Annotated in this window: 16 protein-coding genes; 11 read left to right on the forward strand and 5 right to left on the reverse strand. The window is 48.2% G+C overall.

Going from position 1 to position 18,252, the window contains the following annotated elements:
* Positions 1 to 8: 8 nt before the first annotated feature.
* Entirely contained in the window at positions 9 to 320 is a 312-nt protein-coding gene (locus tag BLV87_RS08175; protein WP_093067287.1) for a BrnA antitoxin family protein, read from the reverse strand.
* Between the two features lie 312 nt (positions 321 to 632).
* Here BLV87_RS08175 and BLV87_RS08180 point away from each other — a divergent pair, with 312 nt between their 5' ends.
* From BLV87_RS08180 to BLV87_RS08190, 3 genes are all read left to right on the forward strand, one after another.
* Positions 633 to 1,115 (forward strand): pilin, encoded by a 483-nt coding sequence (locus tag BLV87_RS08180; protein WP_281241311.1) that lies wholly within the window; start codon positions 633 to 635, stop codon positions 1,113 to 1,115.
* A 78-nt stretch (positions 1,116 to 1,193) separates the two neighbouring features.
* The gene (locus BLV87_RS08185; protein WP_093067290.1) at positions 1,194 to 1,655 is read left to right on the forward strand and encodes a pilin; all 462 of its coding nucleotides are present in this window, start codon (positions 1,194 to 1,196) and stop codon (positions 1,653 to 1,655) included.
* 22 nt (positions 1,656 to 1,677) lie between these two features.
* Entirely contained in the window at positions 1,678 to 3,408 is a 1,731-nt protein-coding gene (locus tag BLV87_RS08190) for a phosphoethanolamine transferase (RefSeq protein ID WP_093067293.1), read from the forward strand.
* Positions 3,409 to 3,451: 43 nt separating this feature from the next.
* On the opposite strand, the gene BLV87_RS08195 is transcribed toward BLV87_RS08190, so the two are convergent.
* A complete protein-coding gene (locus BLV87_RS08195) occupies positions 3,452 to 4,309 on the reverse strand; it encodes an ATP-binding protein (protein WP_245706961.1) in 858 nt (285 codons plus the stop codon).
* Between the two features lie 106 nt (positions 4,310 to 4,415).
* On the opposite strand from BLV87_RS08195, the gene BLV87_RS08200 reads away from it, so the two are divergent.
* The 4 genes from BLV87_RS08200 to BLV87_RS08215 all read left to right on the forward strand — a co-directional run bounded on the left by BLV87_RS08200 (position 4,416) and on the right by BLV87_RS08215 (position 10,011).
* Positions 4,416 to 5,951 (forward strand): ATP-binding protein, encoded by a 1,536-nt coding sequence (locus BLV87_RS08200; protein WP_093067295.1) that lies wholly within the window; start codon positions 4,416 to 4,418, stop codon positions 5,949 to 5,951.
* A 102-nt stretch (positions 5,952 to 6,053) separates the two neighbouring features.
* Positions 6,054 to 7,775 carry a type IV-A pilus assembly ATPase PilB gene (gene pilB, locus BLV87_RS08205; RefSeq protein ID WP_093067298.1) on the forward strand — a complete coding sequence of 574 codons (1,722 nt, stop codon included), beginning with the start codon at positions 6,054 to 6,056 and terminating at the stop codon, positions 7,773 to 7,775.
* A gap of 96 nt (positions 7,776 to 7,871) precedes the next feature.
* Complete coding sequence (locus BLV87_RS08210) at positions 7,872 to 9,122, forward strand: type II secretion system F family protein (protein ID WP_093067301.1); 1,251 nt, start codon at positions 7,872 to 7,874, stop codon at positions 9,120 to 9,122.
* A gap of 13 nt (positions 9,123 to 9,135) precedes the next feature.
* Positions 9,136 to 10,011: a prepilin peptidase gene (locus BLV87_RS08215; protein WP_093067303.1), complete on the forward strand. Its 876-nt coding sequence runs from the start codon at positions 9,136 to 9,138 to the stop codon at positions 10,009 to 10,011.
* A 4-nt stretch (positions 10,012 to 10,015) separates the two neighbouring features.
* Here the strand turns inward: BLV87_RS08215 and BLV87_RS08220 are convergent, their stop codons facing one another.
* A complete protein-coding gene (locus BLV87_RS08220; RefSeq protein ID WP_093067306.1) occupies positions 10,016 to 10,429 on the reverse strand; it encodes a hypothetical protein in 414 nt (137 codons plus the stop codon).
* A gap of 74 nt (positions 10,430 to 10,503) precedes the next feature.
* On the opposite strand from BLV87_RS08220, the gene ubiE reads away from it, so the two are divergent.
* Positions 10,504 to 11,256, forward strand: coding sequence for a bifunctional demethylmenaquinone methyltransferase/2-methoxy-6-polyprenyl-1,4-benzoquinol methylase UbiE (ubiE, locus tag BLV87_RS08225; RefSeq protein WP_093067309.1), 753 nt, complete (start codon positions 10,504 to 10,506; stop codon positions 11,254 to 11,256).
* On the opposite strand, the gene opgC is transcribed toward ubiE, so the two are convergent.
* Positions 11,202 to 12,374, reverse strand: coding sequence for an OpgC domain-containing protein (gene opgC / locus BLV87_RS08230; protein WP_093067312.1), 1,173 nt, complete (start codon positions 12,372 to 12,374; stop codon positions 11,202 to 11,204). The genes ubiE and opgC overlap by 55 nt on opposite strands.
* 186 nt (positions 12,375 to 12,560) lie before the next feature.
* Between opgC and BLV87_RS08235 the strand changes: the two genes are divergently transcribed.
* The 3 genes from BLV87_RS08235 (at position 12,561) to mdoH (ending at position 16,644) form a co-directional block, all read left to right on the forward strand.
* The gene (locus BLV87_RS08235; protein ID WP_175517884.1) at positions 12,561 to 14,099 is read left to right on the forward strand and encodes an OpgD/OpgG family glucan biosynthesis protein; all 1,539 of its coding nucleotides are present in this window, start codon (positions 12,561 to 12,563) and stop codon (positions 14,097 to 14,099) included.
* 65 nt (positions 14,100 to 14,164) lie between these two features.
* Positions 14,165 to 14,620: a hypothetical protein gene (locus BLV87_RS08240; RefSeq protein ID WP_093067319.1), complete on the forward strand. Its 456-nt coding sequence runs from the start codon at positions 14,165 to 14,167 to the stop codon at positions 14,618 to 14,620.
* Positions 14,617 to 16,644, forward strand: a complete 2,028-nt coding sequence (gene mdoH / locus BLV87_RS08245; RefSeq protein ID WP_093067322.1) for a glucans biosynthesis glucosyltransferase MdoH — start codon at positions 14,617 to 14,619, stop codon at positions 16,642 to 16,644. The genes BLV87_RS08240 and mdoH overlap by 4 nt, the downstream gene beginning before the upstream one ends.
* Here the strand turns inward: mdoH and BLV87_RS08250 are convergent, their stop codons facing one another.
* On the reverse strand, positions 16,645 to 18,201 hold the full coding sequence (locus tag BLV87_RS08250; protein ID WP_093067325.1) for an adenosine deaminase family protein: 1,557 nt from the start codon (positions 18,199 to 18,201) through the stop codon (positions 16,645 to 16,647).
* Between the last annotated feature and the right edge of the window lie 51 nt (positions 18,202 to 18,252).

The following is an 18,252-nucleotide window of genomic DNA, read 5'->3' on the forward strand; positions in this document are numbered from 1 at the left end:
GACGCTTCCTAAGCTGCCTGCTGCATCGCCTCGCGGAGCAGTTGATTTAGCCGCGTTTGGTAGCCTGCGCCGCTGGATTGCAACCATGCCAAAATATCCGCATCAATTCGCACCGTGACTTGTTTCTTGATCGGACGGTAAAATTTACCAACCACGGCATTTTTCCACATCGCCTCAGTGGTTTCTGGAATATCGCTGAAGTCAATTTCTTCATCTGGCATCGCTGCTAATATCTTCAATTCCTCTTCCTGCTTAGCGGTCAAAGCGGGTAAATTGGAGGCATCTAATGAGAATTTAACAGTCTTGGTTTGCTTGTCCATAACGTTTCCTTTCTTTAGGTTCTGCCCTTCTCGCTGAAGTGCTTACGGATGTTTTTAGCCTCATCCCATTCAAAATCCATACATATCTCACTTACAGAACAGTAACTACGTTATAGCGCATTCCTTCCATGCTGTCACATTCCTCCTACCTGCCTGTCACATTTTGACAACCCCCTCCGCAAAACCACCGATCATCCCAGAAAACCTACCGCTAACACCCAAATGGCGGTTGGCACGTCTCCTGCATTACTCCTAGTGTCTCAGGACATTAACAAATCTCCCAACTAATCCTAACAATAAGGAATGATTCAAATGAGTATGAAAACAATGAAATCTAAAGCACAAGCGGGTTTCACCTTGATCGAATTGATGATCGTAGTTGCCATCATCGGCATTTTGGCTGCGATTGCACTGCCACAATACCAAAACTTCATGGCACGTTCACAGGCCTCTGAATCAGTAGTTCTGTTGGATGGCGCACGTACTACTATCGAAGATCAAGTTGTATCTAGTGGTGAATATCTACAAACTGTCACATCATTGACCGACAACGGTGTCAACCCTACAGGTAAATATGGCACTATCACAGGGGTGAGCGGCGTTGCCGCCAACAGTGCGGCTGGTACTGTTGTCTATAAGTTCTTAGCATCTACTGTAAACGAAAAGCTGAAAAACAAGTCTGTATGGTACACTCGTACTGCTGATGGTGCATGGTCTTGCTCCACAGACTTAGGCACTCAATATGCACCTAAAGGTTGTACTGCTGGTGCAAGCTCTACTCCATCTGGCGCTTAATTTACCTAAGAAATAGGTTGATTAATATACAAGAGAAGGGCTTCATAAAAGCCCTTCTCTTCGTGAGGAGTTATAATAATGAGAACAATAAAAGGCTTCACACTAATTGAACTGATGATTGTCGTTGCGATTATCGGAATTCTTGCAGCCATTGCGATACCTACTTATCATACGTTTGTCGCGAAGTCTCAAGTCCTTGAAGCCATTGTTTTACTCGATGCTGCTCGCACAAATAGTGAAGACAATATTTCGATTACAGGTGAGTTTCCTTTAGACAAACCAGCTTTAATCAGTATCAATACTAAAACAAATGGTTCTTTCGGACAAATAACTGGTTCCGCCAACACAACAACTAACTCACCAACAGGTGATGTAGTATTTATATTCAATAACAATAATGTTAATGATATTATAAAAAACAAATCCATTTGGTATACCAGAAACATTAATGGTGAATGGCTTTGCAAATCAAATATTAACAACCGTAGTATCTTGCCACATACCTGTATTTTTGAAGCGAATGCACCTTTGGGGTCATAAGTAATCAATAAGGCTCACAACAATGAAAATAACCGCCTATATCTTAATAATTACTGTGATTTTTTTTATTTTGATGCCGAATACCTTCTGGTGGAAGTATCTTTCAGCAGATATATTTTTGGTTAACATCATCGTCGTAGTATTCTTATTAGCGACATTCAAAAAACTATGGGTAGGTCTGACCTTTTTGCTCCCTCTCTTGGCTATTGTTCCCTTTGAATTATTTTATATCAATACTTACGGACGACCTAGTGATGCACATATTTTTGGCGTATTAGCGGAAACCAATGTAACCGAAAGCGGAGAGTTTCTAATAGGTGTAAATCCTTGGCTTATACTGGGTCTATTGACTCCTATATTAGTAGTTATCTTTATTATCAAAAAATCTTTCAAAGAAAACTGGCTGTGGAATAATAAGCAACGACGTTTAACATTAATACTCGGCTGGTTGGTTGCTGGCATTTTCATTCTTCCCGAAACCCTAAGCGAATCGGTAGCGGGTCTACCTGTTAATAATGATTCATTAATCATGGGCAACCAAGAAACCTCTCTGGCCTCAGCCAGTTTGGAAAACTCTTATCCTATTGGCATTCCGTTTCGTATCAACAGTTTCATTAATCAATCTCGTGGTTTAAAACAGGCACAAGCAATTGTGAACGACTTCAAGTTCAATGCTACACAAAATCCGGTCATGGCAGGTCGCCAGATCCACGTTTTGGTTATCGGGGAAACAGGTCGACCTGATCACTGGCAATTAAATGGCTACACACGTCCGACTAACCCACAGTTATCAAACATCCCAGATGTCATAAGCTTAACCAATGTAATCAGTGGTTGGGCATGGACACGTATGGCCGTACCCATCATGATTACTCGCAAACCCGCCAGCACCACAACCGCTTTTTTCAATGAAAAATCGTTGGTTAGTGCTTACCGTGAAGCAGGTTTCAAAACGTATTGGTTATCCACTCAAGGTCCTTTAGGCGTACATGAAAGCTCCATTGCTTTGCACGCACACGAGGCACATGAAACCAAATTTCTCAATAAAGTAGATTATCGAGGGTCGGGTGCGCACGATGGGGTGTTGTTACAACCACTTCAAGACATATTGGAAAAGAATGAATTAAAACAATTAATTGTTTTGCACACATTAGGTGGGCATTACAATTACGCTGACCGACACCCACCTGAATTCAATGTATTTACCCCTTCGTTGACGGGTTTTAACGGTGCTAACATGTACGACCGCACGCAGAAAACATTGATGGTCAACAGTTACGACAATAGCATTGTATACACCGATTATTTTTTAGCCGAAGTCATTCAGCGATTAAAAGCAACTCGCAGTCCCGCAACACTGCTATACAGCGCAGATCATGGGGAAAACCTATTTGATAATGAATGTGATAAGAGTGGGCATGGTCATGGTACTGAATACGATTTCAGGGTAGCCTCATTGTGGTGGAATTCTGCTGAATATGCAGATTTACAACCCGAAAAAGTAGCGTACATCCGCACACGCCAAGACATGCCTTTAACAACTGAACACACTTTTTATACCATGCTAGATGCTGCTAATATTGAGTATCCCGTTAAAGATAAGCGTAAAAGTATATTAAGTAGTACTTGGTTGTCACATCCACGCTGGACTCAAGGTGACATGATGAGTTTGGGCTTAGATTTCGACACATCTCCCCGTGATGCAGTTTGTAAACAACTACTCCCCCCCAGCGGCAGAACAACGGTACAGTAAATTAGCGGCGACTTCGACAGCAGACTCAAACTTCACGAAGCATTCAACGCCACAACGTCGTTTTCAAATAATCCTCCGTCGCATCAAACGTCGGCTCCGTACCATTAAACTCCCGCATCTGCGGAATCACCTTGGTACGGATGCCCATGCCCCGCGCATCCACATACCCATAGTCCCGCAATATTTCTACAATAATCGGATTACGCGGCGAACGCTGCCCCGCTTTCATTTTCTCAACTGTCATGAAATTCTGTAATGCACCAGGGCTAATGATTTCCAAGCGATTTGCGTACACCCCCACCTCAATATCCACAAAGCGCGTCCAATCACGGTGCGCACACGCATTAATCACCAATTCCCGCAACGCATTCAACGGATACATCCACCCCCGATCACGCCGCAAGCTATTCGCATCCAACACATCACTTTCGTAAAAAATAAAAGGACGCAACACCGACAATAGCTTTTCAACCAAGCCATCTTCAAGAATGGTACGACCACCTGATTTTTCATAGTGAATACGCCCCAGCAAAGCAATATCCAAGGTTTCATCCAGCCGCGCCTGATAGGTTTTTTCCACCCCATCAAACACCATCACCCGAATACCGGCTTGGCGCAAATAACGGCGGGGTTTTATTCCAAACAATACCAAGCCCGCAATGGTACACATCACCTCCCCCGTGGGTACTTTGACCAAAAACCCCAAACCCAACAAACGTTCCTGCCAATCTGCGGGTGTTTGCGGTACGTCGGGATCATTGATCACGGTTTGGATGTAGTTTTGCAATTTCGCCTGATCCAACACCTCGATAGACGTTCCCGGCACGGGCATTACTTCGAGGCGAATATCATCACGCTTGAATTCCACACCGGAATTTTCGCCGTTAGCTAATAGTTCCAATAACTCATCTTACCGCATTGTCTTCCTGCTCCATTCCCGTCGATACCGTCCAGTCTAGCCCAACTGTGCTATCCTGTCCCCATGCACCCTGTAGAGCGGATTCACCATGTTGCAAAAACTCCCCGTCGGTATCCAAACCTTTGACGAAATCATCGGCAAGGACTACCTGTACATCGACAAAACCGAAGCCATCCACCTCCTGATTGCCAGCGGCAAATACTACTTCCTCTCGCGCCCGCGCCGCTTCGGAAAATCGCTGACACTCTCCACCCTCAACGCCATTTTCAGCGGCAAGCGCGACCTGTTCAAAGGCTTGTGGATTGAAAACCAATGGGATTGGGATAACATCCACCCCGTAATACACTTGTCTTTCAGCAGTATCGGCTACAAAACACTAGGGCTGGAAGCCGCCATCCATGCAGAATTACAAACCATCAGCAACGGCTTGGGTATCGTATTGGAAGAATCCAGTATCGACCGCCAATTTCGTGAGTTAATAAAAAAAGCCGCTCAACAGCGCAAAGTCGTCTTGCTCATTGACGAATACGACAAGCCACTGATTGACTATCTCGACGACATTCCACAGGCAAAAACCAACCAACAAATCCTGAAAATGTTCTATTCCGTCATCAAGGATAGCGACCCCTATCTGGAATTCCTGCTGATCACCGGCGTATCCAAATTCAGCAAAGTCTCGGTATTTTCTGACTTAAACAACCTCTACGACCTGACACTAGATCACAAAGCTGCCACGCTGGTCGGCTACACCCAAGCCGAACTGGAGCATTATTTCGCCCCCTATTTCCCCGCTGCCGAACAACGCCTGAAACTCAGCCGCACAGAATTGCTGGAAAAACTACGCCGCTGGTACAACGGTTACTCGTGGGATACCGAACACTTTGTTTACAATCCCTATTCCATCCTGAGTTTTTTCAGTGCCAATGCGTTTCGCAACTTCTGGTTTGAATCCGGTACACCGACGTTCCTTATCAAACTGATGCGCCGCGACTGGCTCTATCAATTCGACAACCTCGAACTGAGCGAACGCGCTTTCTCTAGCTACGACATTGACTATCTGGAAACCCTGCCAATCCTATTCCAGACTGGCTACCTAACAATCAAAAGCATCGACGAACACAACCTTTACCGCCTCGACTACCCCAACGCTGAAGTCAAAGAAGCCTTGCTGGAATACATGATCAGTAACCTGCGGCATGAACAGACTGCACTCGGCACACCCTTGGTTGTGCATTTGCACAAAGCATTCCAAGCCAATGACCTTGAGCAAGTCATCGAGATCATCAAAAGCATCTTCAAGAAAATCCCGTCGCAGATTTTCCTCAAGGAAGCCGAAGCCTATTACCATAGCCTGATTTATCTGGTGTTCTTTTATCTGGGGCAATACACCGAAGCCGAAGTCAACGACAGCACCGGGCGCATTGATTGCGTGGTCAAAACCCCGACACACATTTATATTATCGAATTCAAGCTCAATAAAAGTGCCAAAGCCGCCCTCAAGCAAATCAAAGACAAAGACTATGCAGGCGCGTACCAGACAGACCCACGCCTCAAGGTGCTGTTAGGCATCAACTTCAGCAGTAAAATCAAAACCGTGGATGACTGGCTCACTGAAACCGCTTAAACCCAGCTTCAAATAAATTCATTTTATAGACGCTTTCGACACGGTATCATGTCGAATACCGATTTGCTAACGACACAATAAATAAACAACACCACCACTGACATGATACCGTTGACATCCTCCATCCCCTTACCGGGGCTAGCCAGACAATTAGTTGTGCAGGATCTGCTCGACAAAGAGTCAGCTACGCAAGCCGTGCAGAAAGCACGTGCCGAAAAGGTTTCACTGGTTGAGTGGCTGATACGTTCCCGAATCGTATCGACCAAAGACGTCGCCTATGCTGCCAGCCTTGAATACGGGCTAAGCATGGTCGACCTCGATCAAATCAACATTCCGCCGTTGGTTGCTACCCTGCTCAATCAAGAGCAAATGCGTAAACTCAATCTTATCCCGCTCTATCAGCGCGGTAAAAGTATCATGGTGGGTTTGGCTGACCCCACCTACCTGACCAATTTGGATGACGTCAAATTTGCGACCGGCCTCATCCCCGAACCGGTGTTTGTCGAATTCGACAAGCTACAACGCTACTTACAAGTGGATGACGGCATGATGGGGCGTGCCGCACCGACACACTCCGGCAAAGCAGCCTCCACTGCGGCGGTTCCTGCCGCTGCTAAAGAAATTTTACTGGATGTCCGCGACCTTAAAACCAAAGAAGACGAAGACCCAGCCGTCATTGAGTTCGTGGACAAGCTGCTGGCACACGGCATCAAATCCAAAGCATCGGACATTCACATCGAAATATTTGAAAAAACTATGCGTATCCGCTACCGCATTGACGGTATTTTGCAAGTGGTTGCCAACCCACCGAACGATTCTGCCCAGCAACTGATCTCACGTATCAAAGTATTGGCTCGCATGAATATCTCCGAACGTCGGGTTCCCCAAGACGGGCGTATCCGCTTTACCGTCAGCGACCAACAAAAAATTGACTTCCGGGTTAACACCCTGCCCACTTTGTTTGGTGAAAAGGTGGTTATGCGGATACTCGACTCATCCAACGCTACGTTAGGGGTAGAAAAACTGGGTTTTGACCCCAAACAACAACGTGACTTCATGAAAGCGCTGGAAAAACCAGACGGTATGATTTTAGTCACTGGCCCAACGGGTAGCGGTAAAACGGTCACGCTCTACACCGGTTTAGGCATTCTGAATACTCCGGAAAAAAACATTTCAACCGCAGAAGACCCAGCCGAAATTAATATGCCCGGCGTCAATCAAGTCAACGTCAACGCCAAAGTGGGGCTAACCTTTGCCGAAGCTTTACGCTCGTTTCTACGCCAAGATCCAGACGTCATCATGGTTGGGGAAATTCGTGACCTAGAAACGGCTGAAATTGCCATAAAAGCTGCACAAACAGGCCACTTGGTGTTATCTACTCTACATACCAACAGCGCCCCGGAAACCCTAACCCGCCTAATGAATATGGGTGTACCACCGTTTAATATTGCCTCATCCATTCATTTAATTATCGCCCAACGGCTGGCACGACGCTTATGTGAAAAGTGCAAACAACCCTCACATGTCCCCAATGATGTACTGTTACAAATGGGTTTCCAGCCGGAAGAATTAGCGTCACTCACGCTGTATGAACCCGTTGGCTGTTCAGAATGTTCACGCGGTTACAAAGGTCGGGTGGGGATTTATCAGGTCATGCCGATTTCCGCAGAAATGGGGCGCATGATCATGAACGGCAGCAACTCGCTAGAAATTGCCGCACAATCACTCAAAGAAGGCATAGCCGATTTACGACGTTCCGCCCTAGACAAAGTTCGCCAAGGTATCACCTCACTCGCCGAGTTGGAACGCGTTACCTCCGACTAAAACCAATAACCACCGATTATCCAACAAGCACACCTTCCAGCGACTCCCCGTGTTAAACTGGCAGTCGATAATAAAAAATGACATAGAGCCACAGACATGCACAGTAAAACGTTGAATAAGCCGACTGTTGGCAAAAAACCTGGAGCCAGTGCGCCACAAGCCACCTACAAATGGGAAGGCATTAACCGTAACGGCGTCAAAATACGCGGCGAAACCCAGGCCGTTAACCCCAACTGGTTACGCGCTGAATTGCGCCGTAAAGGCATTAATCCGGGACGCATTTACCGCAAGCCCAAACCACTCTTCAAACCCGCTATTAAACCGGCTGACATTGCCCAATTTGCACGCCAATTGACCACCATGATGCGTTCAGGCGTACCAATGGTGCAATCACTCGAACTGATGGCCTCTGGCGGTGACAATGCCTCGGTACGTGAACTCGTCCACAAATTAAGAGCCGATATTGAAGGTGGCGCGAGTCTAGGTACGGCCTTATCACGTCACCCCAAATATTTCGATAAATTATTCGTCAACTTAGTCAAAGCGGGCGAACAAGCCGGTACGCTGGAAACCATGCTGGAAAAAGTTGCCACGTACAAAGAGAAAAGCGAAGCACTCAAAGCAAAAGTCAAAAGTGCCATGATGTACCCAATGATTGTTGTCATTGCAGCGGTGGTTGTATCAGCTATTCTGTTGATATGGGTTATCCCGCAATTTAAAGAAGTATTCACTAGTTTTGGTGCGGATCTACCGGCATTCACCCTGTTAGTGATGTCTCTTTCAGATTGGCTGATTGCTAACTGGTGGATGCCTATCCTAGTTTTTATTGTGATAGGAGTCAGTTTTACACAAGCCAGACAACGCTCACCAGCTTTTGATCGCTTTGTAGATAAAGCTTCATTAAAAGTACCGATAATGGGAAATATCCTGAATCTCTCCGCAGTTGCACGTTTTGCCCGCACACTCGCCACGATGTTTGCAGCAGGTGTACCGTTAGTGGAAGCAATGGACTCTGTATCTGGTGCAACCGGCAATGCGCTTTACGAAGAAGCGTCACGTCGAATCCAAGATGATACCGCACGCGGCGTACAACTAAACACAGCGATGCAAACCACTCAATTATTCCCTAATATGATGGTGCAAATGACTCGGATTGGTGAGGAGTCTGGACGATTAGAAGAAATGCTGGCGAAAGTTGCCGATTATTACGAAGCGCAGGTAGATGCATTGGTCGACACGCTTGCCAAACAAATTGAACCATTAATCATGGCAGTGTTAGGGGGCATTGTGGGCAGTCTAGTTATTGCCATGTATCTACCTATCTTTAAACTTGGTTCTGCTATCTAGGATAAACAATAAAATGGAACTTATTTATTTACTTAGCACCAACCAAGTCTGGTTAATAAGCGTCGTTGGCCTATTTTCATTGCTAGTGGGCAGCTTTTTGAATGTGGTTATTTATCGCCTGCCCATCATGTTGGAACGTGAATGGAAACGTGACTGCAACGAATGGCTCGATAAACCCTATGACAAACTGGATACCGGCGACTTCAATCTGGTCGTGCCACGCTCACAATGCCCCACCTGTGGGCATAAAATTACTGCGATAGAGAATATTCCACTACTGAGTTACCTGTTCCTTAAAGGTAAGTGCGCAGGTTGTAAAACACCTATTTCGATGCAATACCCCTTAGTCGAACTGGCAACTGCGGTATTCTCGATGCTAGTGGCATGGCGGGTCGGTTACGGGATGGAATTAATAGCGCTGCTGGGCTTTACCTGGGTGTTAGTCACGCTTTTCATGATTGATGCGAAAACCATGCTATTACCCGACATTCTGACTTACCCGCTACTGTGGGCAGGCTTATTGCTCAATATTAACGGAACCTTCGTGAGCTTGCCGGATGCAGTTCTGGGCGCTGCGTTTGGCTATTTGGCACTGTGGTCGGTATTCCATTTATTCCGCTTACTGACCGGCAAAGAAGGTATGGGGCATGGCGATTTTAAATTGCTGGCAGCCCTCGGCGCATGGGGTGGGTGGCAAATCTTGCCATTCGTTATTTTTGCCTCATCGGCATTTGGTGCACTTTTCGGTATTCTGTGGATGGTTGCTAAACGTAACCGCGAAAGCCTGCCCATGCCATTTGGGCCCTGGCTGGCAATGGCGGGCTTTGTTGCGGTAGTGTGGCGAGCAGAAATTCTCGACGGGATGAGCAAGATCTTCATGCCCTTTTAAACCATCAGCGGATATAACGGCACATCGGCGGTGCTTGCCCCGCAATACGATGAATACGCGGGGGATGTTTGGCTGCCTGATGACGTTGCGGCACGTAATAGGCATACATTTGTACAGGGCGCACAGGTACTCTTGCTGCGGTGGCAGGGTGCTGACGTTGTGGATGCCGACGCATATGGGGCGTTACTTTCGCAGAACGCTGCCACCCGGTTGCTTGGGGGTTACGCTGTATATGCCCCGGCCTAATACGGCATTGCTCACAAGACAGTGTTGCTTCTTGATAATGCTTGACCACCCGCACCACTGGCTCACTTTTATTTGCACGTGCAGTACGCATATCCTCAATGCCACCTGACCACGCCTGCGCAGAGGGAACCGCTAATACGGTTAGCCCTAAACCAGCAATCAACTTTTTCATACTCAGACTCCATGTAGAAACAGCGTTTGCCTGTTACAATGCCTAGAAACTTGAATCACACGGAAGCATGTCGCATGGCAGAACAGGAACAAACTACCCATTTCGGTTTTCAACAAGTACCTATTACCGAGAAAGCTAATCGGGTTGCTGGCGTATTTCATTCAGTAGCCGACAAATACGATGTAATGAACGACGTAATGTCGTTTGGGGTGCACCGCTTGTGGAAACGTTTCACCATTGATGCCGCCGGAGCAAAACGCGGCAATCGTGTTCTGGATTTGGCAGGCGGAACCGGTGACTTGGCAGCTAAGTTTGCGCGGATTGTGGGGGAAGATGGCGAAGTGATTCTTTCCGACATCAATGCATCCATGCTGGAAAACGGGCGCGAACGCTTAACCGATAGAGGGATTGGTGGCAATGTGCGTTATGTGCAAGCCAATGCTGAATGCCTGCCATTTGCTGACAACCATTTCGACATTATCACCATAGCATTCGGGCTGCGTAATGTGACGGATAAAGATAAAGCACTACGCTCCATGTATCGTGTGTTGAAACCAGGTGGGCGCTTATTGGTATTGGAATTTTCCAAGCCGGTCGTACCCGGCTTATCACCGATCTACGACCACTATTCGTTTAAACTTTTACCGATGATGGGAAAGCTGATTGCCAATGATGCTGAAAGTTACCGCTACTTAGCAGAATCTATCCGTATGCATCCCGATCAGGTGACCCTCAAAGCCATGATGGAGGCCGCTGGGTTTGAGCGCGTCACTTACACCAATATGACCGGCGGCATCGTAGCGTTGCACAAAGGTTTCAAGTTCTGAACTCGTTGTTTCTTACGCTGCAAATACCATTGATGTATCAAGGCGGGTAGGCTTAAGCTGGCAATAAAAACAGCGAGAGCCACCCACTTTTGGTTATCGGTCAACGCCCAATCGCCCCAACGGAAGGGAATGTAGCAATACAACACCACCAAATGGTAAGCAAACACTTGTAGGGAATGCTGCCCCAAAAACGCCAACCAGCGCCCCGGCAAGGCCAGTAACGCGAACACATTGTAGCGTCGATGCAGCGCAATCATACCCGCAATCACATAGACGAAAGCTAAGAAATTTAACAAGCGCAGCCACGCTAGATTATCACGGGCAATATGGCGGTATTCTTGTAACCAAACAGTGACAGATGACCATTCCCGCTGCACATACCCATGACGTTGCAAATACAAAAACACAATGATGGCAAGGCTTGCCGACCACAACCAACCATTCAAACCTGGTAATTTCCCCTTGCTACTGAAACGCAGAAAACCCAGCACCATGCCCAATACAAACACCAACTGCCAAGCCATAAAGTCGAATGCTCCACCCCGCAGCATCAACCCTTGCGGCAACAGTGCCAAGACATCACGCCCCCAACCGTATTGCGCCGCCAACCAAAAACCACTGCTGCCTAATAACACCATTGCCACACCAATCGTTTGATATTGCAACATCAAGCGTAACGCAAAAGGCGCTGCCAACATCAACACTACGTATAATGGCAATACATCCAACATTGGTGGCTGATACACCAACAACATACCTGACAACAAACCACGAGCGGGTTCAACCTGCATTTCATTGGCAAAACTCGTCCAATAAGCGCCCGACCACTGTGTCGCAACCGAAAAAACAAAGACTGACAACAGCACCACTAAATGGTAGAGATAAATGACTCCAGCACGATGCCAAACCCGCTGTTCTAATACTTGCCCACCAGCGCTGTGATAACGGCTATACACCAATGCCACCAGCATCCCAGAAAGGAATACAAACCCCTCTGCTGCACTCACATAACCTGCAAACTCATAAAGGTGCTGAAAAATAGGCTCGCCAAAATGGTCGGCTGCCATAATAATTAGCATCAACCCTCTGAGTATATCCAGCGAAATGTCACGGTTCATCGACTACGATTTCCTTGCCCTGCGGCTTAACGATTATTGCGGTGCGAACTATACGACCAAGTGCCCGTCATGCCAATCATATACCGCTAGACGTCACTTCAATTCTGCTCTAGAATTTCTCACTCAAGTCCCATGGTCAATCTTGGCAACTCACTCAGTAGAATGTTCTTCGGTATCCCCACCATCATGAAATCCAACCTGCCTAACTGGCTCTTATCGCTCACCCTGCTCATGCTACCTGTTTTGTCTGCACAGGCTGACACTGGCTGTTTCAATCACGTTAAGCAAGTTGCTGAACAACTGTCGACTCAACCCTTCACCAAAACACCCATGATGAAGGTCGATACCGGGCGAATTACCTACGACCATTACCAGCACATCAAGTTCCGGCGGGATGAAACCTTCTGGCGAGCCGAAGAGTTACCCTTTCAGTTAGAATTTATGCACCCCGGAATGCACTTCATTCACCCCATTCAATTATTCACGTGGGAAAATGGCAAAGCGCAACCGCTTAACTTTTCGAGCCGTTACTTCGACTACTCAGAGGTCGATTTCCTCAACCTCGAGCAAGACGAACCCAATATGGGGTTTACGGGCTTCCGCATCTTATCAAAGCTGGGCAAAACCAATGAAGGCGATATGCACAGCGAAACGCTGGTTTTCCAAGGGGCAAGCTATTTTCGTGCCTTAGGGCAAGAGCAAAAATACGGCCTTTCCGCACGCGGGCTGGCAATCAATACCTCGCTGGAAGGGCAGGAGGAATTCCCCGATTACACCCAGTTTTGGCTGGAAAAGCCTACTAAAGATGCAAAATCCATGGTTTTCTGTGCCTTGCTGGACTCAGCCTCTACCACAGGTGCAACCCGCTTCGTGCTCACCCCCGGCAAAAACACCGAAATGGAAGTTGAAACCCAACTGTATCCGCGCAAGGACATGGCTGAAATTGGCATTGCCCCACTCACCAGCATGTTCTTCCACGGGGAGAACTCCCAGCAACACTACGGTGACTACCGCCCAGAAGTACATGATTCTGATGGCTTACTGGTACAACAAAACAAGGACTGGTTCTGGCAACCTTTGGTTGAAGTCCCCTATTTCAACCTACAATCCCTGCCTTTTCCCCATGTATCGGGTTTTGGTTTAATGCAGCGTGACCGTGACTTCGACCATTACCAAGATTTAGAAGCGTGGTATCATCAACGCCCAAGTGTTTGGGTAGAACCCCTCGAAGACTGGGGCAAAGGCAGCATTCAACTGTTGCGTTTGCATACACAATCCGACATTGTGGATAATATTGTGGCCTATTGGAAAAGTGATGCGGGAAATGCCTTCCGCCATTTACATTACCGACTATCATGGCGCTCGGATGAACCCGCTGCACACACATTGGGCAAAGTCGTTGCCACCCGTGCCACCAACAAAGCGGTTGATGGATTACCCGGTCATAAAGGTCGTATCCGTTTTATCGTCGACTTTACCGATGTACCTAAGCAACCTGCCAATGCGTGGCCACAGGCAGAAGTTACTTTAAACGGCGTAGGACAAACTAAACCGCCTGCAATACAAGAAAACCCCTATGTCAACGGCTGGCGTGTGATTGCCGCAGTATTCCCCGAAACCTGTGACAAACCCATGACCGCAACGATTCGTCTGACAGACGGTGTAAACCCTTTGAGCGAAACGTGGTCTTACCCTATTCCTGAGTCGCTATGCAATGCACAGTGAACAGAACAGTCCTATAACAACACTAAACGTATTGACCTTAACAACCCTAGCATGGATTGATACACATGACTGAACAGTTAACACAAACCTCATCCAACACGTCAGCACTGGATACCACCACCTCAGCAACCTGGGGATTAGCAAAAAAACGTGCCAATGATTACTTGAAACTGCATCATCTCCCCGAAGCAGAACGTGAGCAATTACTCGCCCGCATCACCGGCAAACTTGCCCGTGCAGGCTTATTTACAGAACAAGAACTCATCCAACTGTTTATCAGCACTGCACAAGAAGAGTTGGCACTAATGCAAGCAGGTAACGCGGATAGCTCATGCTGTCAATGCAAGAAAACCACAGTGGACGTGAGTAGCAGTGTGGAGGAAACCGAGAACAAAACGGATAATCGTACCAATAAAACTGGCCCACGCTTTGAGCGCAGCAGCATTCGGGTTGCTCCCTTACAAGCCATTACCTTGTTGCCATCAGCAGCACGCACACGCCAACGCTTAATCACGAAATGAGCCAACACAGCGAGCAGATACCCTGGCAAGCGATAGCCTTTCGGCGGCGCGTGGTATTTTTCTCCGCCATTGCCTTATTAACCGGGTTAGCGACCTTTTGGCTAGGCTCTAACCTGCCTAGTGAACTGGGTTTTCTCTGGAAAATCTTGGTGGTTGTACCTTTTACTGTGCTGTTTTTATGGTTAGCACTGGGGTTTATGACTGCTGTGGCAGGTGTATGGGTACTGAATTTCGGGGGGCAAAACCGTATTGCCAGCGCCCCCAATACCCCCTTACCGCAATTGCAAACTCGCGAAACCACCGCAATCTTGCTGCCCATCTATAACGAAGACATAGCCTATGTGTACGCCGGGCTGCAAAGCATTTACCAATCGTTGGAAAAAACCGGACAGTTGCACCACTTCGAGTTCTACATCCTCTCGGATTCGGACAATGCCAGCAATTGGTTGCGTGAAGAAGCTGCTTGGTCAGCATTGTGCCGCACCGTTGGCTCGGCTGATCGTATCCATTACCGCCGCCGCAAACATCGCACCAAAAAGAAAAGCGGCAATGTCATGGATTTTTGTCGCCGTTGGGGCAAACGCCACCCCTACATGGTGGTGCTGGATGCGGATAGCCTCATGACGGGCGATGCATTGGTACGCTTGGTGGATGCGATGGATCGTAACGAGCGCGTTGGTTTAATCCAAACCCCACTGTACACCATCGGCTTGGATACGCTGTACGCCCGTGGGCAGCAATTCGTGAACCGCATCTACGGCCCGATTTTCTTTGCGGGCTTGCATTGGTGGTGGTTGGGCGAAAGCCAATACTGGGGGCATAACGTCATTATTCGCACCCAAGCCTTCATGGGGCATTGCCACTTACCCAAATTGCCTGAAGGCGGTGCATTGGGTGGGGAAATCCTCAGCCACGATTTTGTCGAGGCGGCGTTATTAAGTCGGGCAGGCTGGGAAACCTGGCTAGCCTATGACATGGAAGGCAGTTTCGAGCGCCCGCCGCCAACATTGATGGATTCCCTCAAACGGGATCGCCGCTGGTGTCAGGGCAACTTGCAACACTGGCTGATCATTTGGGCGCATGGCATCCCGCACTTGCACCGCTTCCTGCTGTTGGGTGGGATTATGTCTTACGTCAGCTCGTTGATTTGGTTGGGCTGGCTGGTGGTTCTCAGTGCCATTGCCGTGTTTTACCCGCATTTGACCCTGATTCCGCTCACGCTGGGGAATACCGCACTGTTTGTCATGACCCTGTTTTTGCTGTTTTTCTACAAAACATTTGGGGTGACGCAAGCGATTCAGCGCAAAACGGTGCAACACTTCGGTGGCGTCTTGGGCTTAACCGGCAGCATTCTCATGGAAACCATCCTCTCCATGTTAACTGCACCCGTGCGGATGATGTTTTACAGCAAATTCGTGGTGGAAATCCTGCGGGGCAAACGTGCCGTATGGGGTACGCAGCAACGCACCGGCGGTGGCTTGGCGTGGGAAGATGCGCTGCGTGAATACGGCTGGATTAGCTGGACAGGGTTAGCGTGGGGCGCATTATTGTGGCTCGTCAACCCGATGGCATTCTGGTGGATGTCGCCCGTGATCGCAGGCTTGGTATTTTCCGTGCCGCTGGGGATGCTGACTAGTGTGCAAACCGATGTCAAAACCAATCTGTTCCGCACCCCGGATGAAGTTGCCCCCGATTACATCCTTCAAGCATTTGAGAAAAATTACGCAGAAATGCTGGCGAACCCGTGCATGTCCACCCGTGACCTGTTCATCCGTGTCTTGGTTGACCCGCTGGCGTTCAAGCAGCACATGACCTATATCCCGCAACGCTCCAACGTACCCGAGGGAACACGCCAACAACGTGAGGAATTGGTCAAGCGTCTATTGGAACAAGGCCCCGGCTCGATTTCCAATAGCGAACGGCTAGTGATCTTAGAAGATGCTGACATGCTGTGCCAATTACATACACAGGTCTGGCAGTTACCAGAAACACAGTTCCACGAACAGTGGATGTCGAAGTTGTAATTACATCCAGCTACCGTTTTCAAACGCCCGGAACTGCTTTTCCAGCGTCCATTCAACTTTAGCTTTGTCATTCGCATTCAGGAACTGCTGACAGGATGCGCTGAGTTCAGCCACATCTGCTTTATTACAAACAGGCTGGATCTGACGATAAGTGGGATTCGTCCACAGGCTTTCACCCTTGAGGAAGGCATAATGGATACTGTTGCGTGCCAGCGTTTTTAAGTCAGGGTAGCTCAAACCATAATCCAACGCGGCACGTTGGTATTCGTGGGTCAGGTCTATCCGGGAAATGCCCTCATCATCCGAAGCAAGTGTCGCAGGTACACCAGCATTGAGGTATTCCGGGAAAGGATGCTGCTTACCCTCCACGCCCAGAATCGCATCATTGCTGGTCAGGCAAACTTCAACCAGCACATTTTTATCTTTCATGGTTTTCAGTAACTGGAAAGGATTGTCCTCATGCATGACATCCACGCCATGCCCAATCCGCTTGGCTCCGGCAATTTCAACCGCTTTGCGGATATGGTCATGCAAGTGGTCAGGTGGAACCAATCCCAGCGCCAATTCACCCGCATGTAAAGAAATCGACACACTAGGATAACGAGCCGACAAGTAACCCATCATGCGCATGTGCAAATCATAATCGCGCAGTGCCACTACATTGTCTTCCGGGGCAACCATATTCACCCCCACAGCCAACGGCTCTGCCTTGACCGTTTCAAAGGCATACACCATTTCGGCAAACACACGCGAAGGCTCACCCGTGCGGTTAATCTGTAATAGATAACGGCGCTCCACGGCACAGCCTGCTTGGGCATTAGCAGAATCACAAGCCAACACAGCTTTAGCTTGCTGTTCAACGCCCTGCAACTCTCGCTGACCTGCTGGAATCGTGGCTTTTAAGCCAGCCGTGATGATTTGCTGGTAAGCCGCATCAATATCGCCATCAAAACGCACTTGTTGCGAGAACTGCTTGGAATACTTCTTGCCAACGGTGATCAGCATTTCCAAATAGGCAATGTTTTGGCGGCTTGCCCGGTTGCTCAACTCAGCAATCATCTGCCCTTTGCTGCCCCCTGCAAATTTCGCAAAGGCTTCAAAAAACTGGTCATGGCCTGATTGCTCGGCATACTCCAGATTGCGCAAGGACATCTTGTCGACCAGCTTGCCGTACAATTCCGAATCTTTCATTGCCGTAGCAACCGGCACTTCCGGTTTTACCTGACAGGGTTCGTGATTGTTTTCCGAAATCACCCCGGTTTCAGGATTGACACACAGCTTTTCATCCGTCGCCCATTGCAGATAACTTTCCGCATAAACCGCGCCGGAAAGATGGGTGTGAATGTCGCCGCCTTTGGGCATTTTTTTCAGGAAAGCCCGTAAACGGAGGGGGCTGTTGCGATTGTCGGCGAACCATTGCGCCGTTTTTGCCGTCGACCCCGACAGATCATCCGCAGCCGTGGTAATCAAGTTGGGTACAGATTCCCCCACACTGGCGCACGATGACAAGAAACTGGCAACCACCACCACGCCACATACTTTCAGTAGACTGACCATAACACTCCCTCGCTCAACCACAACACATTAATTACACTACAGGTTATAGCG

The organism is Thiothrix caldifontis, assembly GCF_900107695.1.
Lineage (GTDB): Bacteria > Pseudomonadota > Gammaproteobacteria > Thiotrichales > Thiotrichaceae > Thiothrix > Thiothrix caldifontis.